Origin of the sequence: Nocardia sp. NPDC051756, assembly GCF_040681495.1 — a bacterium.
Classification (GTDB): Bacteria; Actinomycetota; Actinomycetes; order Mycobacteriales; family Mycobacteriaceae; genus Nocardia.
The window spans coordinates 39,633-63,047 of the sequence record NZ_JBFAYV010000011.1 but is presented as its reverse complement, the minus strand read 5'-3'; the positions used below and the strand labels follow the sequence as shown (position 1 = coordinate 63,047).

The following is a 23,415-nucleotide window of genomic DNA, read 5'->3' as shown; positions in this document are numbered from 1 at the left end:
TCAGGACTTCGCGCGACGGGTGCGCTCGGCGATGGCGCGCAGGGTGCCGAGTTTGTGGTCCCGCGCGGCGAATTCGATCTCGCGTACGTCGGCGCCGGTCTCGATGAGGTCGATCAGCTGCTCGTGTTCGGCGATCGAGCCCTGCGCGCGGCCGGGCACGAACGCGAACGAGGTGCGGCGCACCAGGTCCAGCCGGGCCCACTCGGCCCCGGCCAGGGAGCGGATGTGCGAATTGGGGCAGCGTTGCAGGATCACGTCGTGGAAGCGATGGTTGAGCTCGGTGAACGCGGCCGGGTCGAAGGCGGTCAGCGCCTGCGACATCTGCCGGTTCAGCGTGCGGGCGCGGGTGATGTCGGTCTTGCGCATCCGCGTCGCCGCCGCGGCCGTCGCGTACCCTTCCAGCACCGCCAAGGTCTGCATGGCCTGCTGGTATTCACCGGTTTCCAGATGCGCCACCCGAGCGCCGACATTGCGGATGAACTCGACGTATCCCTCGGCCTCCAACCGGCGCACGGCCTCCCGCACCGGCACCGCGCTGACGCCGAACTCCCGGGCCAGCTGCTCGAGCACGAGGCGATACCCCGGCCCGTACTCGCCCGCGACGATCCGGGACCGGATGAGCTCGTAGGCGGCCTCGTGTTTGGAACCGGTCCCGTCCGGGCCGGTCGAGGGCGAGCGTTGCGGCACAGTGCCATCCATGCCCATGATTCTGCGGCCGTTTCGCCGCGCCCCATCGCGCACCCGGTGTCCATCCGTTGACTTCACGCGCACACTGTCACGGCCGGGCCTGCGCCGGGGGCGGTCAGGCGGCGACGATCCATCGGGTGACGGATTACGACTTGCACGCCGACTACATCGTCGTCGGCGCGGGCACCGCCGGTTCGGTGCTGGCCCGCCGGCTGCTGGACCGGACCGAGGCCACCGTGCTGGTCCTCGAGGCGGGCCAGGCCGATACCAATCCGGCCATCCACGACCCGTTGCGGATGCACGAGCTGTGGCACACGGCCGAGGACTGGGACTACTTCAGCGTCGCCCAGCCGCATGCCGCCGGGCGTCGCCTGCATATGCCGCGCGGGCGGGTGCTCGGCGGTTCGCACGCGCTCAACGCGACCATCTACGTGCGGGGCAACCCGGCCGACTACGACTCCTGGGCCGAGTGTGGCGATCCCGGTTGGTCGTGGCGGGAGATCGAGCCGTTGTTCCGGCGGATCGAGCGTTATGACCGCGACGACTCGGGCGTCAAAGGGACCGGTGGCATGCTGGATGTGCTCAGCGATTACGCGGTCGATCCGATCCAGGAGGCCATCCTGGCGGCGGCCGAGCAGGCCGGGGTGCCCGCCAATCCGGACTACAACAGCGGGGTGCAGGACGGCGCGGGGCGGGCGCAGTTCACCCTGCACGACGGGCGGCGCAGAACCACCGCCGACGCCTATCTCAAACCGGCGCTAGATAATTCGCGGCTGACCGTGCGGACCGGTGCACGGGTGCATCGGGTCGTGCTGCGGCACGGACGGGTCGTCGGCGTGACCGGCAGCATCGACGGCCGGCCGTTCCGGGCGTCGGCACAGACCGAGGTGGTGCTGACCGCTGGCGCGATCGATTCGGCCGCGTTGCTGCTGCGTTCGGGCATCGGGCCGGCCGCGGAGTTGCGGGCCGTCGGCATCGAGCCGATCGTCGATCTTCCCGGTGTCGGCCGGAACCTGCGTGACCACTGGCTGGTGCCGGTGATTTTCAGCGCTGAGCGGGAGATCGTGCACACGCCGGGGCTGCCGCACGCGCAGACCCAGCTGTTCTGGCGCAGCGAGCCGGGATTGGCCGTGCCCGATGTGCAGCCGCTGCATTTCAGTGTCCCGCTGTACGAGCCGTGGATGACGGGGCCGGGCAACGGGTTCTCGCTCATGGCCGGATTGATTCGGCCGGACAGTGTCGGGTCACTGACCGTCGCCGGTGCCGAGGGGCCGACCCTGATCGACCCGAAAGTGCTTGCCGCGCCCGCGGACCTGTATCGGCTGGCCGACGCGGTGACGCTGTGCCGGAAGATCGGCGAGGCGCCCGCGCTGCGCGAGTGGGGCGCGGTCGAGCAATATCCCGGGCCGAAGGTGCGGGCCGGGACCGACCTGCGCGACTACATCCGGCGCACGGTGCTCAGCTACCACCACGTGAGCGGGACCTGCGCGCTGGGCGTGGGTCCGGAGGCGGTGGTGGATCCCGCGCTGCGGGTGCGCGCGGTGACGGGCCTGCGGGTGGCCGACGCGTCGGTGATGCCGACGATTACGACGGGCAACACCAATGCGCCCACCATGGTCATCGCCGAACGGGCCGCGGATCTGATGGCGCCGCTCTAGCGCGAATCCGGTTGCCGGACAGGGAACAGCGGGTTGCCCGGCACCGCACCGAACGCCGATTCCGCGGGTGGCGGCGGCGCGGGCCGGGCAGCATGAGGCGATGACGATCCTGACCCGCATCGACGGCACCTCCGGCGAGCACGCCGAGGCGAGTTCGCCGCTGGACATGGTGGTCGATGATCCGGCGACTTTTCGTGGACGCGTCCGCGGGCACGCCGCGGGGGAGTTGGTGTTCGCGGAGGTGTCCGCGATCGCCCACCGCGGCATCGGCACGGTACGCCCCGAGTCGTATTACAAAGTGCTGGTGCCGTTTCGGGGCCACTGCCTGCTGAGCCAATCCGGCCGTCAGGTGCGGCTCGCACCGAATGATGTTGCGGTACTGGATATGTCGCTGCCCTACTCGGTGCTCTTCGACACCGCCTGCCGGCTGCGGGTCGTGGTGTTGCCGGGTCGCGTATTGCGCCTGCCGGTGAACGGACTCGACGCGATCACCGCCACCGCGCTGTCCCGCAGGCACCCCGCGACCGCATTGCTACCGGCCTTGCTGGCCGGGATGACCACCAGAACAGGTGAATTCGGCACGGTCGAGCTGTTACGGCTGGCCGATACCGTCATCGATCTGGTGACAACGGTGCTGGCCGCCCACGCCGGCGAAGATCCGGCGGCGACCGCTCACGGAGTGCTGCCGCGGGTCAAGACGTTCCTCGAAGACCACCTCGACGATCCCGAACTCTCCCCGGCGATGGCGGCCGCCGCGGCGCATCTGTCGCTCGGCTACCTGCACAAGCTGTTCCGCGCCGAGGGAGCCACGGTGTGCGGGTGGATCCGGCAGCGACGGCTGGAATGCTGTCGCGCCGACCTCACCGATCCCGCGTTGTACGACCTCACCGTCGCCGCGGTGGCGGCGCGGCGCGGCTTCGTCGACGCGGCACACTTCAGCAGGCTGTTCAAACTGACCTACGGTGTGCCGCCCCGCGAATTCCGAATCCTGCACGGGCTCGGCAACTTTCCGGCGGACTAGGGCCGCATGGCCGCCTGGACCGCGGCGGTGTCGGTGAATTGTTCGAAGCGCACGACGGTTCCGTCCGACAGCCGCCACACATGCACGAACCGGGCGGTCATCCAGTGCCCGGTCGCCCGGAAGGTGCCCGAGTAGTTGCCGATTCCGATGACGATGCCCTCCCCGCCGCCCGCGATCTCGTCGACCGCGGCGGTATAGCCGTCCCATTCGGCGGCGATGCGGGCGAAGACGTTGTCGCGCACCGCGTCCGGGCCGATGTAGGTGCCCGCGTAGGGGAAACCGGCCATCTCGGTCCAGGCCACGTCGGCGGCCAGCGGGGCCAGCATCCCGGGCAGATCGCCCCGGTCGGAGGCGGCGTAGTGGGCCGTGATCACCTCGAGGTCGCGGTTCATGGCGTTTGTCTCCTTCAAATCGGTTGTCCGTCTTGGGGATACTCCACTCGGCCCAGGCTGGTGATGTGCGCGCCGCCGGGTGCGTTGCGCACCGCGCCGCCGCGGCCGATGCCGAAAAACTTTCCGGTGGAACGCATCGCGGCGAGATCGTAGAGCCAGGTCGCGGCGACCGGGATGAGGAACTCGCGGAAGGTGAACACGTAGAAGTCGTCCGCGAGCTTCCAGGTGGTGGTCAGGTCCACGTCGCCGTGGCCGCGCTGTTCGCCGACCAGGCACTGCCAGCAGTAGCGCTCGGAGCTGAGGTAGACGTGCTCGTAGAGGTGGTCGGGGCTGTATCGGTAGAGGGCGCGCCAACCCACGAGATCGCGGGTGGGGCCGGGGATTCGGCCGCTCGGTACGCGGCCGTCACCGGGATCGACGACGCCGGCGAAGAACCGCTGCGACACCTGCGGGACGCCCGGGGTCGGTTGCTCGGCGATGGTCGATTCGATCGTCACGGTGCGCGCGGTCGGCAGGTGCAGCACCGTGACCTCGGTGACGTGCGGCCGGTCGGCGAAGGTCTGGTCGAGGAAGAACACGTCGGGGGAGACCTCGATCGCCTGATACCAGTCGGTGCCGGAATCGGGGCCGCGCGTCCACTGCACCTGATCGGCGGAGTCGAACCGGAGTTCGGTGATCACGTCGTCGGACCTGCGCAGTTGCCAGCGTTGGCCTTTCAGTCGATCGGTGGGCGGTATCCGGTTGCCGTCGATGCCGGCGGCGAAGTCGTCCATCTCCTTCCAGTCGGCGGGAGAGTTCCAATCCTGTACTGCGGTGGTGTCTTCGGCCATCGGTGTCTCCTCAATCGTTGGGTGCGAACGCGATGGTGGGCAGGTCGACCGCGGACGCGCCGGCATCGGCGGTCACCACCGAACCGGTCATCGCGGCGGAATCGGCGGACAGCAGGAAGGCGATGATGGTCGCGATCTCCGCCGGCTCCACCGGGCGGCCCAGAGGCGTGTCGCGGGTGACCAATCGGTAGGCGGCTTCGCGATCGATACCGCGTTGGGCGGCAAGCACATCCATCTGTTCGTCGGCCATGTCGGTGCGCACCCAGCCCGGGCACAGCGCGTTCACCCGCACGCCGTCGCGGCCGTAGTCACGGGCCAGCGACTTGGTCAGCCCGATCAGCGCGTGCTTGGCGGTGACGTAACCGGCCACCGCGGGTCCGGCGAACAGCCCGGCCAGCGAGGACACCACCACGACCGAGCCGCCCCGCACGCGCAGGTGCGGCAACGCGCTGCGCACGGTGACGAACGCCGTGGTCACGTTGGTCTGCATGGCGAGCTGCCAGTCGGCGTCGCCGGTGTCGCCCACCGTGCCGAGCCCGTGCCCGCCCGCGTTGGCGACCACCAGGTCCAGCCGGTCGTAGCGATCGATGGCGGCGTGCACCATCCGCTCGACGTCCGCGGTGTTCGCGGCATCGCCGGCCGCGACCAGGGCGGCGTCGCCCAATTCGGCGGCCACCGCCTCCAGCGGTTCCCGCCGCCGGCCACACAGCACCACCGCCGCGCCCTCGGCGACCAGCCGCCGGGCCGCGGCCGCGCCGATGCCGGTGCCGCCGCCGGTGATCAGGGCGACCTGTCCCGCCAAACGTTTCGTCATGTCCATCCGGATCTCCGCATCGCTGTTGTGGCGCCGACGGTATCCGGCGCGAACCGGCGAATTCGAGGGCCGCCCGGGCCGGGTGTTCTGGCGGACAAGGACTGTGCACGCAGGGACAAGGGATCTCGGGCCGGGTGCCGGAAGCTGGTTCGCACATTCGACGACAGGAACGCGATCGTGACCGCCAATGACACCGGTATCACCCCTTTGCTGCGGCGGATGCTGCACACCGAGTCCAACAGTGTGCTGCTGGCGACCATTGCCCTGGTGATCCTGATCGGGGTGCTGCATCCGGACTTCCTGAGCGCCGGGCAGATTCGCGACGTCTTGCAGAGTTCGGTGTACGTCGGGCTGCTCGCCGCGGGGATGGCGTTCCTGCTGGCCATGCGCGAGATCGACCTGTCGGTGGGGGCCGGGTTCGCGCTGTCGCTGATCACCGCGGCGGTGCTGATGCGGTCGGGGGTCAATCCGTGGTTGGCGGCGGGGGTCGCGATCGTGTTCGGCGCGTTGCTCGGTCTGGTCAACGCGCTCGTCGTGCAGGTCATCGCGATTCCGGCGATCGTGGCGACCTTGGCCACGATGCAGGTCTATCGCGGGCTGGCGGCGGCGTGGAGCAACGGGCAGCAGGTCAACGGATTGCCTTTGGACAACTCGTTTTTCACGGTGGTCGGGGGCGATCGGCTCGGACTGCCGGTCAGCGTGTGGGTGCTGCTCGTGGTCACCGCGGTGCTCACCGTCATTCTTCGCCTGACCCCGTTCGGCTATCGGGTCCGGTCCATCGGCTCCAACCCGGAGGCGGCAAAGTTCTCCGGTATCTCGACGGGTCGTACGCGGCTGCTGGTGCTGATGGGGGTCGGCGCGCTGTGCGGGCTGGCCGGGGTGCTCGGCCTGGCGTTCTTCACCTCGGGCGACCCCAATGTCGGGACGGGGTTCGAGTTGCAGGCCATCGCGGCGGCGGTGATCGGCGGCACGCCGCTGCGCGGGGGCAGTGCGACGGTGGTCGGCGCGGTCGCGGGCGCGGTGTTGTTGAGCGTGGTGTCCAGCGGGCTGGTGTATTTCGACATCCCGGTCAACTGGAGCGCGTTCGCCAGCGGGGTCGTCGTGTTGATCGCGGTGGCCATCGACAGCCTGCTACGTAGCCGCCGACGCGCCAAACAGTCCGAATTCGGGCTCTAGCGAACATCTTCGAAGGAAAAGGGATCGTGATGAATCGATCGAACAAATGGCTGCAAGGCGCGGTCGCGAGCTGCGCGCTGGTCTTGGTCGCGTGCGGTAGCAGCAGCACCGGAACCGGCGGCGGGCCGAAGACCGGCACGCTGCACATGGCGTTCGTCTACGCCACCACCTCGCAGAATCCGTTCCAGGAGATGGCTTTAGGCGCCGCGGCGGGCGCGGCCGACGCCGGGGACGTGGATCTGACCGAGACCGCGCCGCCGTCGATCAACGGTCCACAGGAGGTGTCGCAGTTCCAGGCCGCGGTGCGCACCGCTCGTGACGGGGTCGCGATGGAAACACTCACGCCGGACCTGTTCGTGCGCCCGCTCCAGCAGGCCGCCGCCGCGGGAGTTCCGCTGGCCACCGTCGACACCGTGCCGCCGGCCGGCGCGAAGGTGGAGCTGTACGTCGGCAACGACAACACCGAACTCGGCCGCAGCCTCGCCACCGAGATCATCAAGCAGATCCCGGTCGGCACCACCGGCGAGGTGGTCCTCGGCAACGACATCCCGGGGCTCGATCTGCTGAGTCAGCGGCTGGACGGCATGAAAGCCGTTCTGCAAGAACAGCGTCCGACGTTGACCGTGCTCGGTCCGTTCGACACCGGCTCCGAACCCACCGACAACTACAACAAGTGGAACAACACGGTGAAGGCACATCCGGACGCCGTCGCCTACCTCGGTGCGGGCGCGTCCGACGCGGTGTCGCTGTCGTTGATCCAGAAGAACACCGGTCGCCGGATGCTCGTCGGGTCCTGTGATCCCGACGCGCAAGCGTTGATCGGGGTGAAGGACGGCTATGTCGCGGCGCTCGCCTCGCCGGAGCATTGGCTCAAGGGCTACATCGCGATTCGGCTGCTCGCCGAGCACGCGCGCACCGGCAAACCGCTGACCCAGGGCTGGTGGAACCCGGGCGGGTTGATCATCAATGCCGCCAACATCGACGACATCATCGCCCGGCAGCAGAACGACCAGAGCAGGCGGCAGTGGTTCGCGGACGCGGCGGCCCGTCAGCTCGCCGATCCCGGGAGCTACCTGCGGCCGCTGGCAGACGCGAAATGACCAGCGCGCCAATGCTCGAGGTCAGCGGCGTCGGCAAAGCCTACGGCGGCGTGACCGCGCTGCACGACGCTGAGCTGACGGTCCGCGAAGGGTCGGTGCACGCGCTGCTGGGGGAGAACGGCGCCGGAAAGTCCACCCTGATCAAGGTGGTATCCGGCGCCGTGGCACCCGATCGCGGCAGCCTGCGGCTCGCCGGGCGTCCGGTGTCGTTCAGCTCGACCGCTCAGGCCGCCCGCAACGGGGTGGCGGTGGTGTCGCAGGAATTGAATCTGTTCCCCGACCTCGATGTGCTGGCGAACCTGTATCCGATGCGCGAGCCCACCCGTGGGCCGTTCCGGAACCGGGCGGCCATGGTTGCGCGCGCCGAGCCGGTGCTGGCCCAGCTCGGGCTCGATGTGGATGTGCGTCGTGAGCTGGGGACGTTGTCACTGGCCCAGCGCCAGCTGGTGGAGATCGCCAAGGCCCTGATCACCGAGCCGCGCGTGCTGATCCTCGACGAGCCGACCTCGGCGCTGGACGAGGCGGGCACGCAACGATTGCTGAATATCGTTCGGGTACTGCGGGAACGGCGGGTAGCGGTGGTGTTCGTCTCGCACATCCTGGAGGAGACCCTGGCGCTGTGCGACGAGATCACCGTGCTGCGCGACGGGCGGACGGTGCTGTCGGCGATGCCGCGGGCCGAGCTGGACCTGGACCAGGTGGTGACGGCCATGCTCGGCGAGCGGGAAACCGTCGCAGCCGATGTCGCGGTGGCGCGGGCGTCCGAGCCGGTCTCCGGTGCGTTGCGGGTGGCGGGCGTCGACGTGCCCGACCGGTTGCACGAGATCGAATTCAGTGCCGCGCCAGGGGAAATCGTCGGCATCGCCGGACTGGTCGGGTCGGGGCACAGCGCCGTTCTCGAAGTCGTGGCCGGGCTGTGCGCGCCGAGCGCGGGCCGGATCACCCTGCCGGACGGTCGATCCGGTCCATCCGGTCTTCGTGCGGCGATCGCCGCCGGCGTCGCGTTGGTATCGGGCGATCGGCGGCGGATCGGGCTGATGCTCGACAAGCCGGTGTGGGAGAACATGGCCCAGATCCGGTCCGTGGCCTTGGCGCGCGACGGTGCGCTGCTGACGCCGGGCAGGTTGCGGGTCCGCGCACGAGAACTGGTGTCGCGGTTGCACATTCGAACCTCCGATGTCGATCTGGCGTGCGGCCTGCTGTCCGGCGGGAATCAGCAGAAGGTGGTCATCGCCAAATGGCTGGCGGCCGAGCCGACCGTACTGCTGCTCGACGACCCAACCCGAGGCGTGGATGTCGGCGGCAAGGCCGAGATCCACGCGCTGCTGCGCGCCGCGGCGGCGACCACGGTGGTGCTGCTGTGCTCGACGGACCTGGACGAGCTCGCGGCCCTCTGCGATCGGGTGCTGGTGCTGTACCGCGGGCGATTGTGCGTGACCTTGGAAGGTGATCGCATCGATCCGCACACGGTGCTGCACGCCATGAACACCGGAGCCGCCTGACCGGACCGGACGTGGTGCGGGCGAAGATGTTCCACTGTCGCATAGAATCTCAGCTACGAAATCGTATATGATCGTGACCTGACAGTGCCGCATCATCGAGGAGGGCACATGCCGGTGGCGATTCCGCCGCGGTTCTCGCGCGTGGACCGATTCGACAGCTTCCGCGACGCCGTCTCGCACACTTTCGTGCCGCTACAGGTGGAACGCGTCGGTGCCGAACCCTTCGACGGCCGGTTACGCAGCGTCGCGCTGGGCGCGCTTCAGGTGACCGAAGTAGGGGCTACCCCGCATCTGGTGCATCGGACACCGGCGTTGATCGCGCGCTCCGATCCGGAGTGCTACAAGCTGGGCGTGCAGTTGCACGGACACTGTCTGCTTACCCAGGACGACCGCGAAACACGTTTGGCCGAGGGTGATTTCGCGATATACGACACGAGCCGCCCCTACTCCATGGCATTCGACGGTCCCTACCGGCAGTTGGTGCTGATGCTGCCGCGACGGCTGCTGTGTTTGCCCGAGGATCGGATCGCCGCTGTCACCGCCCGCCGGGTCCCCGGCGACCACGGCGCGGGCGCGCTGCTGTCGATGCTGCTGCGCGAACTGGCCGGCCACCTCGACGAGGTGACCGGCCCGGCCGAGACCCGTCTGGCCGACAACATCGTCGACCTGCTCGTCACCGTGCTGGCCGGCCGCCTGGACCTGCTCGCCTCGACCAGGACCGCGGTGCGCCGCCCACTGACCTCGCAGGTCATGTCGTACATCGAAGGACATCTCGGCGACGGCGATCTCTCGCCGCAGCGGATCGCCACCGCGCATTACATCTCGACTCGCTACCTGCACAAGCTCTTTCACGAACAGTCGACCACCGTCGCGGGCTGGATCCGGGAGCGGCGCCTGGAGCGTTGCCGCCGCGACCTGCGCGACCCGTTGCGCCGCGACCGCTCGATCGCCGCCATCGCCGCGCGCTGGGGTTTCCCCGACCCCGCGCATTTCAGCCGGACCTTCCGCGCCGCCTACGGCATCAGCCCGCACGAGTACCGGTGCGCGCAACGCGCGCAACCGGTCTCGGCTTCGGCTCACGACTCCTGAATGGGATCGGGCAGCTTCCAGCGCTCCGGGCGCGGACGCAGGTAGAGCAGGTAGTAGGCGCAGCCGAGGAGCATCGCGACGACCGCGACCACCATTTGCTGCCAGGAGGCGTCGATGACGCTGTAGCCCGCATAGGCCATCGCCGCGACGACGATGATCGGCGGCAGCGGCCACAGCGGCATCCGATAGCCGCCGGTGGACGGGCGGCTGCGCACCCGGAACGCGGCCAGCGCGACGAACAGATACACCATGACCAGTCCCGCGCCGGTCGCGGTGATCAGCCAGGACAGCGGCAAGACGGTCGCCGCGACGGCGGCCAGCGCGCCGACCACGACGGTGGCGACCACCGGTGTGTGCCAGCGCGGGTGCACGCCGGCCAGCGCCCGATCGATCGGGTCGGGCCAGCTCCGGTCGCGCGCCGAGGCGAACAGCAGGCGCGATATCTGCAGGATGATGGCGATCACCGCGTTGACGATGGCGATCGCGATACCGACGCTCACCAGGGTGTTCACCGCGGATCCGCCGCGTTCGGTGAGGAAGTAGTTCATCGGTGCCGGACTGGTCAGCAGGTCGGTCATCGACGGTGCGCCGAGCACCACGGCGGCCAGCGGCAAGATCTCGATGGCGACGGTGGCGGCCAGGCAGACCATGATCACCCGGCCGATGGTGCGCGTCGCGTTCTTCGTCTCCTCGGCGTAGTAGACCGCGGCGCCGTAGCCGTTGTAGCCGAACAGCGCAACCGGGATGAGCGCGGCCAGCGCGCCCGCGCCCACCGGCGTCGAGCCGCCGTCGGTCATCGTGATCGCGTGCACCCATTCCGACGGTCCGCGTTCGACATTGGTGAAGCCGAGGAACACCAGAACCGCGATCGCCGCGATCTCGATGAACAGGAAGACGCCGGTCACCCAGGCGTTGGCCTTGATGTTGAGTATCGCGATCCCGGTCGTCACCACGATCACGCCGATGCCCACCCACTTGCCGCCGAGCTGAGGTATCGCGACGCCGAGATAGTCGCCGGTGCCGAGGGCGATGACCGAGATGATCAGCACGCCGTTCACCAGTGTCAGGGCGAACAGGGCGAATCCGATCGGCCGGCCGAGTAACCGGGCGGCCCAGGTGTATTCGCCGCCGGTGATCGGATAGGTCGCCGAGAGTTCGGCGTAGCAGAGGCCGATGAACACCGACGCGACCGCCGCGATGGCCAGGGTCAGGACCGACGCACCGCCCGCCGCCAACAGGATCGACGGAATGATGATGAACACGCTCGAGGCCGGCGTCACCGACGACAGCGTGATCAGGATGTTTTCCCCCATGCCGAGCGCTCGCGAGAGTTGCTGGCGATAGCGGGGATGTTGATGGTCGTCGTCGGCAGTCTGGCCGGTGGTCTGTGTCGCCATGGCCGGTCCTTTCTTTGATGTACAGTCAAAGAATGACCTAAAGGGGCGGTTAAGATCCGGTTTTCGTTGTTACGAATGATTAATTCATCATCAACATGAGGCAACAGGAGGGGCGGATGGCACGGCACAAGGATCAGGAGCGGGCGCGGCGGGTGATTCTCGACGCGGCGCTGACCGCGGTGTCCGACCGTGGCGTGGGCAAGCTCAAGATCCGGGAGGTCGCCGAGGTCGCGGGAGTGTCCCCGGCGACGGTGCACTACTACTTCGACGATCTCGACAACCTGTTGCGCGAGGTCCACCGCGACGCCAGCGACCGGTTCTTCGGCGGGCGGCTGGCCATGGTCGCGACCATCACCGATGCCCGCGCGAAGATCGGCGCGCTGATCTGGGCGGGTCTGCCCGCCTCGGACGCCGACGAACTGGTCGTCGCGCTGTACCGGCTGGCCGCCTATCGCAGCGTCGCCGCCGAGCACGGCGACCGGATCACCGCGCTGTTCGAGCAGCAGGTGGCGGTGTATATGAGCGCGCTGGAGGTGGGAGTCGCGCAGGGGCACTTCACCATCGACGCACCGGTCCTGGATGTCGCCGCGAACCTGGTTGCGCTGGAAGACGCCTACGGCCTGCACATCGTCAGCCGCAACCGGTCGATCACGAAAGCTCGTGCCGCCGAGCTGATCTGCTCCTATGCGCGGACGGCCACGGACTGCCTCGACATCACGACGCCCGAAGGATGACCCGATGACCGAGCATCGATCGTTTTCCCCCGACGGACGTCCGCGGGCGCGGGCACTCGGCCTTGCGCCCAGTGGCACACCGGGTCCGTGGAACGCCATCACCGATGTCGCCGGAATCGAGGTGGGGTATCAGACGCTGATCGCCGGGGACGGCCCGTTGCGGATAGGGGAGGGACCGGTGCGCACCGGCGTGACGGCGATCCTGCCGCGCGGGCGGTCCGGCGTCGGGCGGCCGTGCGCCGCGGGGCGCTACTCGCTCAACGGAAACGGCGAAATGACCGGCACCGCATGGATAGACGAGGTCGGCCAGCTGTCGATGCCGGTCACCATCTCCAACACCCATGCCATCGGCGCCTGCCATACCGGGGCCATCCAGTGGATCAACAAGACCGATCCGGTGCTCGCCCGGGAGTGGTTGCTTCCGGTCTGTGCCGAAACCTGGGACGGGTATCTCAACGACATCAACGGCGGGCACGTCACGCCGGAACTCGTTGTCTCCGCCTTGGATTCGGCTCGAAGCGGACCTCTCGACGAAGGTTCGGTCGGCGGTGGGACCGGGATGAACTGCTACGCCTTCAAAGGTGGCAGCGGCACCGCGTCGCGACTGGTCGAGTTCGGGGCGCAGACCTATACCGTCGGGGTGTTCCTCCAGGCGAATTTCGGCTCACGGCACGAACTCACGATCCGCGGACATCGCGTGGGCGAGCAGCTCGAGGTGCCCAATCCGATGGAATCCACCGACTGGGGCACCGCACCTGACCGAATGCCCGCCGCGCCAGGTGGTTCCGGCTCGGTCATCGTCCTCGTCGCGACCGACGCGCCACTGGATCCGTTGCAGTGCACGGCCATGGCTCGCCGGGTCCCGTTCGGCCTGGCCCGCACCGGCACCACCGGCAGCCTGTTCTCCGGCGACCTGTTCCTCGCCTTCTCCACCGCGGGAGATCGCCCCTCCGACACCGGCTTTCCGCGTGGTGAGCCCACCTCCGCCGACCTCGTCACCGCCGCCCGCCTGCCGTGGAACCGGATGGATCCGATGTACACCGCGGTCGTCGAGGCCGTCGAGGAGGCCGTGCTGAACGCTCTCATCGTGAACACCTCGATGACCGGCCGGGACGGCCACTACTCGCCGGCCCTCCCACACGATCAACTGAAGGCCCTGCTGGCCAACGGATTTCGGTAGGTCAACCCACCGCTACGGTGTGGTCGGGAGGTCGTCCGGAATGTGTTCGATACCAACGTGTTCGGGGTTGTTCGAGTGACGAATACGATGCTTGCGTTGTTGCGCCGGGCGGGATCGCCACCCTGCCGGATGACGGGCCGCGCGGCGGGTTCTTCGACGACGAGGGTGTCGTTCCCTGGTGATCGTTTCGTGTGCCTCGAATCGGGTTGCAGGCGGCCCTATTCGGGCGATGGTTAGCGGAGTGCGGCGAGTACCCGACGGGCTTGGTTCTGCGCGCCGAGCGCGTTCGGGTGCAGCGGGGCGGCCAAGTCCGTGGGGATGGGGCCTTCGAGCCATTTCGTGCCTGGGGCCTGGCACATGTCGTGGCCGATGCTGCTGGTGTAGGTGTCCACGTAGGTGGCGCCGTGCCGGGATGCCTGTTCGATGAGGACTTGGTTGAGCAGTTTTATCTTGTCCCGCAGGAACGGGACGTCGCCGTCGGAGATCGGGACGATCGGCCAGCAGCCGGGGCCGGTTTCGGGCAGTATCGTCGGGTAGCCGACGAGCAGGACCTTGGCTTTCGGCGAACGCCGGTGGATACCGTCCAGTGCCGCACCGACTTTGGGGGCGATGTCGCGAACTTGCTCGGCCAGGGTGTCGGTGCCGCCTCTGGTGTAGAAGTCCTTGCAGGGGGAGCCGTGCGGTACCGCCGCATCCCGCACGCCACAGTTGAACACGATCTCGAAGGCCGGAATATCGTTGCCGCCGATGCCGAGGGTGACCAACGCGGTGTCCGGTTTCAGTGCGTCGAATTGTGGTGGGTTGCCAGTGGGCACTTGCGGGTCGGTCATTGCCTTTGTGGTCGCGCCGGCGCAACTGGCATCGGCGAAGGACTTGGGTTTGATCGCGGCGGCGACCTGGCGGGGATAGTTGCGGTCGGCTCTGGCGCAGGGCACATTGACGAAGGGCAGGAACGACCCGGACGTGTAGGAATCGCCGAGCGAAACGTAGGACGGATAGTCGGACGTGGTTGACTCCGGGGCCGCCGAAACGACCGGAGCGGCAACGAGAGTTATCAGGGCGGCAAGGAATAGCGGTCGCTTATACATCGAAATTCTCCTGGGCAGGATCCAATGCGAATCGCCGTGGCTCGGGTGGTCGGCCAAGGCTGGGACACTGGATCAATGGTGTCCCATGTCGCACGATGGTGTCCACGCCGCCGGATTCCCCAATTCCCCAGTTGACCTCGACTGATCCGGCGACTCGAGTGGTGCGGGACACTGAGCTGGACGGGGTACACGGGTTACGATCAGCCAGGCAAATTTATCCGCAGGCGGTCCCGAAGAAGGGTAGGCGGTAGGTTTGAACGTCCTCGGCGGCGCCATAATGGTGAATGTCCCCGATCCCGACGCCTCGGCGGACTTCCTGATCACCCATCTCGGTTTCACCGACACCCTTTCCGACGACGGCCTCGCCGTGGTCTTTTCGGCCGAAGCGGGCCTGCACATAGCATTCCTCCGCGTCGGCGCCCCCGACTTCATCCCCGAATCCATAGCCGGCCCCCTCAACCAGGGAATGATCATCGTCCTCGTCATAGACGACGTCGACACCGAATACACCCGCCTCCGCCAAGCCGAAGTAGAAATAGTCACCCCTCCCGTCTTCTCGAAATGGGAAGGCAACTCCGGCGAACGATACTTCCAAATGCGCGACCCGAACGGCCTCATCATCCGCCTCACCGAATGGGTGTAGGTCCCCCGAGCACGTTCCGGTCCTCGACCGAGGCACTCAGGTCCGTGGCGTCAGTCAGGCTCTGCGCAGTCGCGATACCCCCGCAGGCAGGTTGCGAATGATCCCCTGTGCCACAGTGGATCTCATTCGTTGACCGCGCTCCTCGGCGGAATTGGGGTTGCGCCGGCGATGGAGTGGGGCGTGAGTTCGACGGGCAGCATGTTCGCCTCACTGGGTGTTCGCGGCGATGCTGACCACGGTGGGTCTGCTCGGGCTCACCTTCCTCACGTCGAGTAACGCGACGATCCAGTTGGCCACCGAACCGGCGATGCGGGGGCGGGTGATGTCGCTGCACATGATCGTGTTCACCGGGACCACTCCGATCGGCGCACCGATTATCGGCTGGGTCACCGAAGAGTGGGGTCCGCGTATCGGCTTGCTGGCCTGTGGGGTGGTGTCCGCGGGTGCGGCGGTCGTGGTCGGCTGGATCATGAAAATTAATTCTCGGCCGGATGTCGAGAACGTGATCACGGCTCCGTCCCAGGGGTACAGCGGCCGAAACGGGCCGCACAACCGAGGAGGATCACCGCCATGCGCAAGCTCATCGTCCAGCAGTGGGTAACCGTCGACAACATCGTCGCGGAGGAAGACGGCGGGCTCAGCTTCGTCACGGCGGAGCCTTTCTCCGAGAAGTCCGACCAGGTGTATCAGGCCGGCGTGATGGAGTTCATCGACTCGGTCGACACGATGATCATCGGCGCGAACACCTACGCCCAGTCCAAGGACTACTGGCCCTATGCCAAGGATCAGGGCGAGTACGGCGAGAAGGTCAACGCCCTCACCAAGTTCGTCGCGTCGTCGACGCTCGACGAAGCCCCTTGGGGCGACTTCCCCGCCGCGACCGTCACCCGCGACCCGGCCGCCACCATCCGCGAACTCAAGCAGCAGAGCGGCAAGGATATCTGGGTGTGGGGGAGCCTGACCCTCGTGCGCTCCCTGTTCGACGCCGGCCTCGTCGACGAAGTCCAGATGCGCGTCTGCCCGGTCGCCCGCGGCAAGGGCACCCGCGTGTTCGAGAACCCGCGCGAACTGAAGCTGGCCGAGGCCACAGCCTTCGACAACGGCCTGGCCCTGCTGCGCTACGAGGTCAAGAAGTAGGCGGCGTTACTCGTTCCGGCTCAACGGAATTCGAGCACCGCCTTGCCGTGCAGGCGGCGTTCGAGCAGGGCTTCGACCGCGTCGATCCCACCATCGCCTGGCGCGGTGACCGGTCCCAGGCCGGTACCCGTGCGGTCGAAGCAACTGCGCCGACCCTGATCGCCGAAATACGTCAGGCCTTCGCCGCCATCCCCGGCGCACTGACCATGCCCGCGTAGACCGATTCGGCGAGAAGCCTTCAGCGCGTGCGGTTTACCCGCGTCTCATCCCAGACCGGAGTGTCGCGCTCGTACACGGTGCCATCGGAACCGAATACGAGGAAGCGGTCGAATTCGCGGGCGAACCAGCGGTCGTGGGTGACGGCGACGACGGTGCCGGCGAACTCGGCGATGCCTTGTTCGAGCGCGTCGGCGGAGTGCAGGTCGAGGTTGTCGGTGGGCTCGTCGAGCAGCAGCATGGTGACGCCGGACAGTTCGAGCAGCAGGATTTGCAGCCGGGCCTGCTGGCCGCCGGAGAGTTCGTCGTAGCGCTGTTCGGCGGCGCGGGCCAGGCCGTAGCGATCGAGCACCCGGGTGGCGGCCTCGCGGCCCATTCCGTCGCGGTGTTCGTTGCCGAGATGCAGGATCTCCAGCAGCGTCCGGCCGGACAGGTCCGGTCGCGAATGGGTTTGCGCGAAATAGCCTGGGCGGACCCGGGCGCCGAGTACCGCGGTGCCGGTGTGTGGCACCGGCGCAATGTCGATGTCCTGGATCGGGCGGTGCTCGTTTTCCGGATCGGTGCCGCCCGCGGCCAGCAGCCGGAGGAAGTGCGACTTGCCGGATCCGTTGGCGCCCAACACCGCAACGCGGTCGCCGAACCAGATCTCCGCGTCGAACGGCCGCATCAATCCGGTGAGTTCGAGCTGGGTGCACACCAGTGAGCGCCGTCCGGTCCGGCCGCCGCGCAATCGCACGGATACGTTCTGCCGCAACGGAATCGCCTCCGGCGGACCGGCCGCCTCGAACTTCGCCAACCGGGTCTGCGCGGCGTGATAGCGCGCCGCGACACCGTCGTTGAACTTGGCCTTCTCCCGCAACCGCAGCACCAGCGCGCGCAACTTGGCGTGGTCTTCGTCCCAGCGCCTGCGCAATTCGGCCAGGCGCGAATTGCGATCCTCGCGCGCCTGCTGATAGCCGGCGAAGCCGCCACCGTGAATCCAGGACGTCGCGCCGCTGACCCCGGGTTCGAGGGTGACGATCCGGGTGGCCGCGTTCGCGATCAGCTCGCGATCGTGGCTGACGAACAGCACCGACTTGTCCGATTCGGCGATCGTTCGTTCCAGCCACTGCTTGCCGGGAACGTCCAAATAGTTGTCCGGCTCGTCGAGCAGCAGCAATTCGTCCGGCCCGGCGAACAAGGCCTCGAGCACGACCCGCTTCTGCTCGCCGCCACTGAGCGTGCGCACCGAACGCCATTTGGCTTTGTCGAACGGAACACCGAGGGCGGCCGTCGTCACCCGATCCCAAAACGTTTCGGCGTCGTATCCACCGACATCGACCCAATCCGTCAGCGCATGCGCGTACGCGAGCTGAGTCGACTGCTCGTCCTGTTCGATCAACGCGTTCTCGGCCGCGTCGAGCGCGATCGCGGCCGCCCGGACCGCGGGCGCGGCCACGGCGATCAGCAGGTCACGCACGGTGGAGTCGTCGTCGACCTGCCCGACGAACTGCCGCATCACCCCCAGATTCCCGGACCGGGTCACCGAGCCGCCGTCGGGGGTCAGATCACCGGCGATGAGCCCGAGCAACGTCGTCTTCCCGGTGCCGTTCGGCCCGATCAGCGCCGCCTTGACCCCCTCGCCGATCCGAAAGCCGACCCCGTCGAGCAGCTGTCGCCCGTCCGGGAGGAAGTAATCGAGATCCGCGATATCTATGTGCGCCATGGGACTTCCAGCCAACCCCACCGACGTCTGCCCTGGCAACTCGGTTTCCGCGTGGCCCGCAACGAGTTGCTCCGATTGAACTGTTATCGATAGAGTCGTGAAAATGGGCGAGGCGGTGGGCCAGTCGGGTCGGACGGTGTCACCTGCGCTTATGCGCGCCACCACGGCGACGTTGCAGCGGCTGGGGCCCAGGCAGTTCAATCTCACCGCGGTTGCCGAGGCCGCGGGTGTGTCTCGCGGCACTGTCTATAACGCCTTCGGTAATCGCGACGCCGCGATCAAATCGGCACTGGATTACGTGACGACGGCGTTCATCGAAGCGCTGGTCACCGAGGTGCGGCAACACGAAACACTCGCCGACCAGGTCGCCGCCGCGGCGGTGCTGATCTGCGCGCATCGGCAACGCGCCGACACGCTCGCCCCGGGCGCGAGCAACGAATCGGTACTGCTGTTGCTGCTGCGCAACAGCGGCGACGACCTGATGACCCGGTCCATGGACCTGTGGAAGCCGCTGGTGCGCGAGGCCGAGCAGCGCGGCGAGATCCGCGCCGGTGTGGACCCCGCGACCGCCGGCGAGTGGATCGTGCGGATGCTGCTCAGCTTCGAACTGTTGCCGCCGATGCAGGTGAATCTGGACAACCCCCGAGCGGTGCGCCGATTCGTGTCCGAGCACATCGTCGCGGGTCTCGCCGGTAGGTGAACCTCCGGCCGGTCAGCCTTCCTGCGCGCAGAGCTTCTCGGAAACTTCCCACAGCGCAGCCGCATTGGCCTCGTCGAGCGCGTACGGCGCAGGGTTGCTGCGGATTTCGCAGTTCGCGAGATACACCGAACCGATATCGGCTAGCTCAGGGCTGACCGCCGCCCACACCTGGGTGGCGGCGCCCTGATCCGGCATCGAGATCTTCGGTCGCGCTTCGGTTTCGGCGGTTCGATCCACGGCGCGCTTGGCCCGTCGAGGCAGATAGCCGCGCATCGTGGTGAGGTCCTCGGGGGTCATGTGCTTGGCCAGCGACGTCGCCACCATGCCCGGATGCACAGCGTAGGCCCGCACGCCGCGGTCGCGCAGTCGCCGATCCAGCTCGACCATGTGCAGCACATTGGCCGTTTTCGAGGCGCCGTAGGCCCGGAACTTGTCGTATTCGCGGTTGCACCAGTTGAGGTCGTCCAGGTCGACGTCGCTGATCCGATGGCCGTCGGAGGACAGGATGACGACTCGCGCACCGTCCGCGGCGACCAGCTGGGGGACCAGCAGCCGGGTGAGTTCGAAGTGGCCGAGATGATTTGTGCCGACCTGAGTTTCGAAGCCGTCTACGGTCCGGCCGAACGGCGTGAACATCACCCCGGCGTTGTTCATCAGCACGTCGATCCGCGGGGCGAGTTCGGCGATCGTGGCCGCCGCGACCCGCACACTGTTCAACGACGTCAAATCCAGTGCGACCGTGGTCGTCCGTGCGCCGGGTACCTCCGTGTCGATCCAAACCTGTACCGCGGTAAGTACTTCGGTGTCGCGGGCGGCCAGCACGACATGCGCTCCCGTGGCAGCGAGCGCACGCGCCGCCTCCCGGCCCAATCCGGAAGACGCGCCGGTGATTACGCATACTTTGTCGTGCAGGTCGACGCCTTCGACGGCCTCCAGTGCGGTGGTGGGCGTCATCCACGCCTGCCGAAGGCATGAGTCAGCTTGTAAGACATATTGTTTCACCTATCTGCCGCCGGGGGCTGCGCCAGAACGAGAATCCGGATGTCGGGCGGCAACGCACCTTGTACAAAGTATGTCAAGGTGTTCAAGGTCGTCAATGAACAGATCTTGATGCGCACTGCCGCAATATCGATGTAGACATCGCCGCCTCGGCTCCGACGTTTCGGGTAAGGATGGGTCAGCCGGGCGCATCCGCGAACGCGAAGGAGCCGAGATGAAGTACGTGATCCTGATTCATTCCAACCCGCAGCCCTGGGGACATCCGACGGGCGACTACCTGCCCGAGGTCCAGGCGATGCCGAAGGAACAGCGGGATCGGTTGAACTCCGATTTCGAGAAGTTGCTCGGTGAGATGCAGGAGAAGGGTGAGTTGGTGACGGGAGAGGCGCTCGGCGCGCCCGAGGCGTCCCGGCTGTATCGCTGGGGTGACGGGAAACCGCTGGTAACCGATGGGCCGTACTCCGAGACCAAGGAGCATCTGGCCGGGTTCTTCCTGATCGATGAGGAAAGCCACGCCCGCGCCGAGGAGATCACCGCGCAGTTCGCCGGCCCGGGGGAAACCGTCGAGCTGCGACCGGCGATGTGGCCGGGCGGCGACGACCAGTGAGCAACCGGGTGGTGGAGGACGTGTGGCGGCAGGAGTCGCCGCACGTCCTCGCCGCCCTGCTGCGCAGGCACGGCGACCTCGGCGACTGTGAGGACGCCGCGCAGGAAGCGGCGGAGGCGGCGGCGACGCAGTGGCAGCGCGACGGGGTGCCCGCCAATCCGCGCGGGTGGCTGATCACCGTGGCGTCGCGGCGATTGATCGACCGGGTGCGGGCCGACCGGGCCCGCGCGGGGCGTGAGGAGGCGGTCGCACTCGCGCAGCCCGGCGACTCATCTGTCGCGCCGTCGGCGGATCAAGCCTCGGCAGGCGACGACATGTTGCAGATGTTCGTGCTGTGCTGCCATCCGAGCCTGAGCCGCTCCTCCCAGGTCGCGTTGACCCTGCACGCCGTCGGTGGCTTGGGTACCGACCAGATTGCCGCCGCCTACCTCGTCCCGCCACGCACCATGACCCAACGGCTCACCCGAGCCAGGTCGACCCTGCGGTCGGCCGGCGCGGTGTTCGAATTGCCGAGCCGAGCGGACCTGCCCGCGCGCGTCGCGTCCGTCCTCGACGTGTGCCATCTGCTGTTCACCGAGGGGCACACCCGGTCCGCTGGTAGCGCACTGATGGATTGGAGCCTGACCGGCGAAGCGATCCGCCTGACCCGCCAATTGCATTGTGCGATACCGGATCACGACGAGGTCGCGGGCGCGCTCGCGCTCATGCTGCTCACCCACTCCCGCGCGGCGACCCGCACCGAGGGCGGCAACCTGATCCCGCTGGCCGAACAGGACCGCGCTCGATGGGACCGCGACCTGATCGCGGAGGGCGTCGCCATCCTGGAGCGGGTGCTGCCGCGCGGCCATGTCGGCCGGTTCCAGTTGCAGGCGGCGATCGCCGCCGTGCACGCGGAGTCACCCACCTGGGCGAGCACCGACTGGCGGCAGATCGGCATCCTCTACGCCATGCTCGACCACGTCGCACCCGGCCCGATGGTGACACTCAACCGGGCCGTCGCCCTCAGCATGTCCGTCGGCCCGAAGGAAGGCCTGGTCCTGATCGCACCCCTGCTCGACAACCCGGCTATGCGCCGTCATCACCGCACCCACGCGGTCCGCGCACACCTGCTGGAAATGATCGGCGACCTGCCCGGCGCCATCGAAAGCTATCGGCGGGCGGCCCAACTCGCCGCGAGCGTCCCCGAACAGCGATACCTCAACGACCGCGTCCGCCGCCTCGCCGACCCGGAGTAGCACGGAAGGCCATGCGCGCGGCCGACATTCGAGAGGACAACTGGTTGTCCTGCGAACTTTCGGCACGTCCGCGCGCAGCCACTGCCACACTGAATCGACCGGGCCTGTTGAGCGTTTCCGGGTCGCGGCATCGGATGTCGATCGGTGGGGACAGGAGCGTGATCGCATGTCGCAGAGGTCGAATCAGCGAGCAACCCGGGGTGAGGACGCGGTACTCCTAGCCGCCGGACTGGCGGATCTGGCGCTCAGCCGAATCGCGCCGGTGCTGGATCGGGCGTTCGGGCTACTACGGCGGTCGGACCTGCCAGGGCTGGCCGGCGCGGCGGAAAGCGACCTGAAGGCGCGCGGGCGGCTGGCGCTGGACCGGAATGCGCTTGTGCCGCAGGCGCATATGGAGATCCTCGCGCAGCGGGTCGTCGCGCGTAAGTCCGGTTCCGGTGCGGACTGAGCGGCACGACGCCGACGCTTTCAAGGCCCGCGTCGACGGCATCCTCGGGGAGTTCGTCGGACAGGAACGCGACCAACTGCTCGACATAGACCCGCGACTCGGCCCGGTGGCCGATCAGCTCGTGCTGGCGAGCGGGCAGGGGAAGCGGTTGCGGGCGGCGTTCTGCTACTGGGGTTGGCGCGCGGCGGGGCAGCCGGACAGTGACGCCTTCGTCCGGGCCGCGGCGGCTTTGGAATTGGTGCACGCGGCAGCCAGCGTGCACGACGACATCATCGACGACAGCCCGCTGCGGCACGGATTGCCCACCGCCCAAACCGCTTTGCACGCGCCGCGCGCCCGCGAGTTCGAGCAGACCGGTAAGGCGCTCGCCATGTTGGTCGGGGATCTGCTGATGGCGTTGGCCGGTCAACTGTTCGTCACCAGCGGACTCCCTGCGGCCTACCTGTCGCGGGCTCGACCACTGTGGGCGGTGCTGGCCCGGGAGCTGATCGCCGGCGAGTGTCTCGAAATCCTTTGCACCGGTGCGGTTCCGGATGTGGACGAGTCGTTGAAGGTGGTGCGGTACAAGACGGCCAAGTACACCGTGGAACAACCGTTGCTCATCGGCGGTGCGCTGGGTGGTGCGGATGTGCGGTTACGGAAAGCGTTCTCCGCGTATGGATTACCGCTGGGCGAGGCGTTCCAGTTGCGCGACGACCTGCTCGGCCTCTTCGGCGACCGAACCTGCACGGGCAAGGCGAATCTCGACGATTTCCGGGCCCGTCGCCCCACCGCCCTGCTCGCCGAAACCTGGTGCGCCGTCGACAGTTTGCAGCGCGCACGGCTGATCCGACTGCTCGACCTCGGCGAGCCCGACGAGGCGGATCTGTGCGAACTGCGCGACCTGATGACCGAGGTCGGCGCGCCGGACCGGATCGAGCAGATGATCAGCACCCGCGTCGAGGAGGCCACGCAGGCCTTGGCGGATGTGCCCGCGCCCGCCGCTCGCGCGCTGACCGAGCTGGCCCACGCGGCCACCACGCGCCGTTACTGATTCGCCACCGAGGCAAGGAGTTCC

The 23,415-nt window shown here is 67.8% G+C and carries 25 protein-coding genes; 17 read left to right on the top strand and 8 right to left on the bottom strand.

Going from position 1 to position 23,415, the window contains the following annotated elements; translation table 11 throughout:
* Nucleotides 1–699, bottom strand: coding sequence for a GntR family transcriptional regulator (locus AB0M22_RS38000; RefSeq protein ID WP_364737248.1), 699 nt, complete (start codon nucleotides 697–699; stop codon nucleotides 1–3).
* 125 nt (nucleotides 700–824) lie between these two features.
* On the opposite strand from AB0M22_RS38000, the gene AB0M22_RS37995 reads away from it, so the two are divergent.
* Nucleotides 825–2,345, top strand: coding sequence for a GMC family oxidoreductase N-terminal domain-containing protein (locus AB0M22_RS37995; RefSeq protein ID WP_364737247.1), 1,521 nt, complete (start codon nucleotides 825–827; stop codon nucleotides 2,343–2,345).
* Nucleotides 2,346–2,445: 100 nt separating this feature from the next.
* Nucleotides 2,446–3,366, top strand: coding sequence for a helix-turn-helix domain-containing protein (locus AB0M22_RS37990; protein WP_364737246.1), 921 nt, complete (start codon nucleotides 2,446–2,448; stop codon nucleotides 3,364–3,366).
* Here the strand turns inward: AB0M22_RS37990 and AB0M22_RS37985 are convergent.
* Genes AB0M22_RS37985 through AB0M22_RS37975 form a run of 3 tightly spaced genes read right to left on the bottom strand, consistent with a single transcriptional unit; the run spans nucleotide 3,363 to nucleotide 5,408 of the window.
* A complete protein-coding gene (locus tag AB0M22_RS37985; protein ID WP_364737244.1) occupies nucleotides 3,363–3,758 on the bottom strand; it encodes a nuclear transport factor 2 family protein in 396 nt (131 codons plus the stop codon). The two genes, AB0M22_RS37990 and AB0M22_RS37985, sit on opposite strands and share 4 nt — an antisense overlap.
* A gap of 14 nt (nucleotides 3,759–3,772) precedes the next feature.
* Entirely contained in the window at nucleotides 3,773–4,588 is an 816-nt protein-coding gene (locus AB0M22_RS37980; RefSeq protein ID WP_364737243.1) for a molybdenum cofactor biosynthesis F family protein, read from the bottom strand.
* Nucleotides 4,589–4,598: 10 nt separating this feature from the next.
* The gene (locus AB0M22_RS37975; RefSeq protein ID WP_364737241.1) at nucleotides 4,599–5,408 is read right to left on the bottom strand and encodes an SDR family oxidoreductase; all 810 of its coding nucleotides are present in this window, start codon (nucleotides 5,406–5,408) and stop codon (nucleotides 4,599–4,601) included.
* A gap of 171 nt (nucleotides 5,409–5,579) precedes the next feature.
* On the opposite strand from AB0M22_RS37975, the gene AB0M22_RS37970 reads away from it, so the two are divergent.
* The 4 genes from AB0M22_RS37970 to AB0M22_RS37955 all read left to right on the top strand — a co-directional run bounded on the left by AB0M22_RS37970 (nucleotide 5,580) and on the right by AB0M22_RS37955 (nucleotide 10,269).
* Nucleotides 5,580–6,578, top strand: a complete 999-nt coding sequence (locus tag AB0M22_RS37970; protein ID WP_364737239.1) for an ABC transporter permease — start codon at nucleotides 5,580–5,582, stop codon at nucleotides 6,576–6,578.
* Nucleotides 6,579–6,607: 29 nt separating this feature from the next.
* A complete protein-coding gene (locus tag AB0M22_RS37965; protein WP_364737496.1) occupies nucleotides 6,608–7,678 on the top strand; it encodes a substrate-binding domain-containing protein in 1,071 nt (356 codons plus the stop codon).
* On the top strand, nucleotides 7,675–9,180 hold the full coding sequence (locus AB0M22_RS37960; protein WP_364737237.1) for a sugar ABC transporter ATP-binding protein: 1,506 nt from the start codon (nucleotides 7,675–7,677) through the stop codon (nucleotides 9,178–9,180). Before AB0M22_RS37965 ends, AB0M22_RS37960 begins: the two co-directional genes overlap by 4 nt.
* A 108-nt stretch (nucleotides 9,181–9,288) precedes the next feature.
* Complete coding sequence (locus AB0M22_RS37955) at nucleotides 9,289–10,269, top strand: helix-turn-helix domain-containing protein (protein WP_364737235.1); 981 nt, start codon at nucleotides 9,289–9,291, stop codon at nucleotides 10,267–10,269.
* On the opposite strand, the gene AB0M22_RS37950 is transcribed toward AB0M22_RS37955, so the two are convergent.
* On the bottom strand, nucleotides 10,257–11,666 hold the full coding sequence (locus tag AB0M22_RS37950; protein ID WP_364737233.1) for an APC family permease: 1,410 nt from the start codon (nucleotides 11,664–11,666) through the stop codon (nucleotides 10,257–10,259). The two genes, AB0M22_RS37955 and AB0M22_RS37950, sit on opposite strands and share 13 nt — an antisense overlap.
* A 116-nt stretch (nucleotides 11,667–11,782) precedes the next feature.
* On the opposite strand from AB0M22_RS37950, the gene AB0M22_RS37945 reads away from it, so the two are divergent.
* Both AB0M22_RS37945 and AB0M22_RS37940 read left to right on the top strand, forming a co-directional pair.
* Nucleotides 11,783–12,400: a TetR/AcrR family transcriptional regulator gene (locus tag AB0M22_RS37945; RefSeq protein ID WP_364737231.1), complete on the top strand. Its 618-nt coding sequence runs from the start codon at nucleotides 11,783–11,785 to the stop codon at nucleotides 12,398–12,400.
* A gap of 4 nt (nucleotides 12,401–12,404) precedes the next feature.
* Nucleotides 12,405–13,580 (top strand): P1 family peptidase, encoded by a 1,176-nt coding sequence (locus AB0M22_RS37940; RefSeq protein ID WP_364737229.1) that lies wholly within the window; start codon nucleotides 12,405–12,407, stop codon nucleotides 13,578–13,580.
* Nucleotides 13,581–13,813: 233 nt separating this feature from the next.
* Here AB0M22_RS37940 and AB0M22_RS37935 read toward each other — a convergent pair whose 3' ends face one another.
* The gene (locus AB0M22_RS37935) at nucleotides 13,814–14,668 is read right to left on the bottom strand and encodes an SGNH/GDSL hydrolase family protein (protein WP_364737227.1); all 855 of its coding nucleotides are present in this window, start codon (nucleotides 14,666–14,668) and stop codon (nucleotides 13,814–13,816) included.
* A gap of 253 nt (nucleotides 14,669–14,921) precedes the next feature.
* Here AB0M22_RS37935 and AB0M22_RS37930 point away from each other — a divergent pair, with 253 nt between their 5' ends.
* The 4 genes from AB0M22_RS37930 (at nucleotide 14,922) to AB0M22_RS37915 (ending at nucleotide 16,666) form a co-directional block, all read left to right on the top strand.
* Nucleotides 14,922–15,311, top strand: coding sequence for a VOC family protein (locus AB0M22_RS37930; protein ID WP_364737225.1), 390 nt, complete (start codon nucleotides 14,922–14,924; stop codon nucleotides 15,309–15,311).
* A gap of 226 nt (nucleotides 15,312–15,537) precedes the next feature.
* The gene (locus tag AB0M22_RS37925; protein WP_364737493.1) at nucleotides 15,538–15,912 is read left to right on the top strand and encodes an MFS transporter; all 375 of its coding nucleotides are present in this window, start codon (nucleotides 15,538–15,540) and stop codon (nucleotides 15,910–15,912) included.
* A complete protein-coding gene (locus AB0M22_RS37920) occupies nucleotides 15,882–16,448 on the top strand; it encodes a dihydrofolate reductase family protein (RefSeq protein WP_364737223.1) in 567 nt (188 codons plus the stop codon). Before AB0M22_RS37925 ends, AB0M22_RS37920 begins: the two co-directional genes overlap by 31 nt.
* 47 nt (nucleotides 16,449–16,495) lie before the next feature.
* The gene (locus tag AB0M22_RS37915) at nucleotides 16,496–16,666 is read left to right on the top strand and encodes a hypothetical protein (RefSeq protein ID WP_364737221.1); all 171 of its coding nucleotides are present in this window, start codon (nucleotides 16,496–16,498) and stop codon (nucleotides 16,664–16,666) included.
* Between the two features lie 20 nt (nucleotides 16,667–16,686).
* On the opposite strand, the gene AB0M22_RS37910 is transcribed toward AB0M22_RS37915, so the two are convergent.
* Nucleotides 16,687–18,369: an ATP-binding cassette domain-containing protein gene (locus tag AB0M22_RS37910; RefSeq protein ID WP_364737219.1), complete on the bottom strand. Its 1,683-nt coding sequence runs from the start codon at nucleotides 18,367–18,369 to the stop codon at nucleotides 16,687–16,689.
* Nucleotides 18,370–18,472: 103 nt separating this feature from the next.
* On the opposite strand from AB0M22_RS37910, the gene AB0M22_RS37905 reads away from it, so the two are divergent.
* Nucleotides 18,473–19,069, top strand: a complete 597-nt coding sequence (locus AB0M22_RS37905; RefSeq protein WP_364737217.1) for a TetR/AcrR family transcriptional regulator — start codon at nucleotides 18,473–18,475, stop codon at nucleotides 19,067–19,069.
* A gap of 12 nt (nucleotides 19,070–19,081) precedes the next feature.
* Here AB0M22_RS37905 and AB0M22_RS37900 read toward each other — a convergent pair whose 3' ends face one another.
* Nucleotides 19,082–20,023 carry an SDR family NAD(P)-dependent oxidoreductase gene (locus AB0M22_RS37900; RefSeq protein ID WP_364737216.1) on the bottom strand — a complete coding sequence of 314 codons (942 nt, stop codon included), beginning with the start codon at nucleotides 20,021–20,023 and terminating at the stop codon, nucleotides 19,082–19,084.
* Nucleotides 20,024–20,282: 259 nt separating this feature from the next.
* Between AB0M22_RS37900 and AB0M22_RS37895 the strand changes: the two genes are divergently transcribed.
* The 4 genes from AB0M22_RS37895 (at nucleotide 20,283) to AB0M22_RS37880 (ending at nucleotide 23,391) form a co-directional block, all read left to right on the top strand.
* Entirely contained in the window at nucleotides 20,283–20,675 is a 393-nt protein-coding gene (locus AB0M22_RS37895) for a YciI family protein (RefSeq protein WP_364737214.1), read from the top strand.
* Nucleotides 20,672–21,910 (top strand): DUF6596 domain-containing protein, encoded by a 1,239-nt coding sequence (locus tag AB0M22_RS37890; protein ID WP_364737212.1) that lies wholly within the window; start codon nucleotides 20,672–20,674, stop codon nucleotides 21,908–21,910. The genes AB0M22_RS37895 and AB0M22_RS37890 overlap by 4 nt, the downstream gene beginning before the upstream one ends.
* A gap of 166 nt (nucleotides 21,911–22,076) precedes the next feature.
* On the top strand, nucleotides 22,077–22,358 hold the full coding sequence (locus AB0M22_RS37885) for a hypothetical protein (RefSeq protein ID WP_364737210.1): 282 nt from the start codon (nucleotides 22,077–22,079) through the stop codon (nucleotides 22,356–22,358).
* Nucleotides 22,348–23,391, top strand: coding sequence for a polyprenyl synthetase family protein (locus AB0M22_RS37880; RefSeq protein WP_364737208.1), 1,044 nt, complete (start codon nucleotides 22,348–22,350; stop codon nucleotides 23,389–23,391). The genes AB0M22_RS37885 and AB0M22_RS37880 overlap by 11 nt, the downstream gene beginning before the upstream one ends.
* The last annotated feature ends 24 nt before the right edge of the window (nucleotides 23,392–23,415 follow it).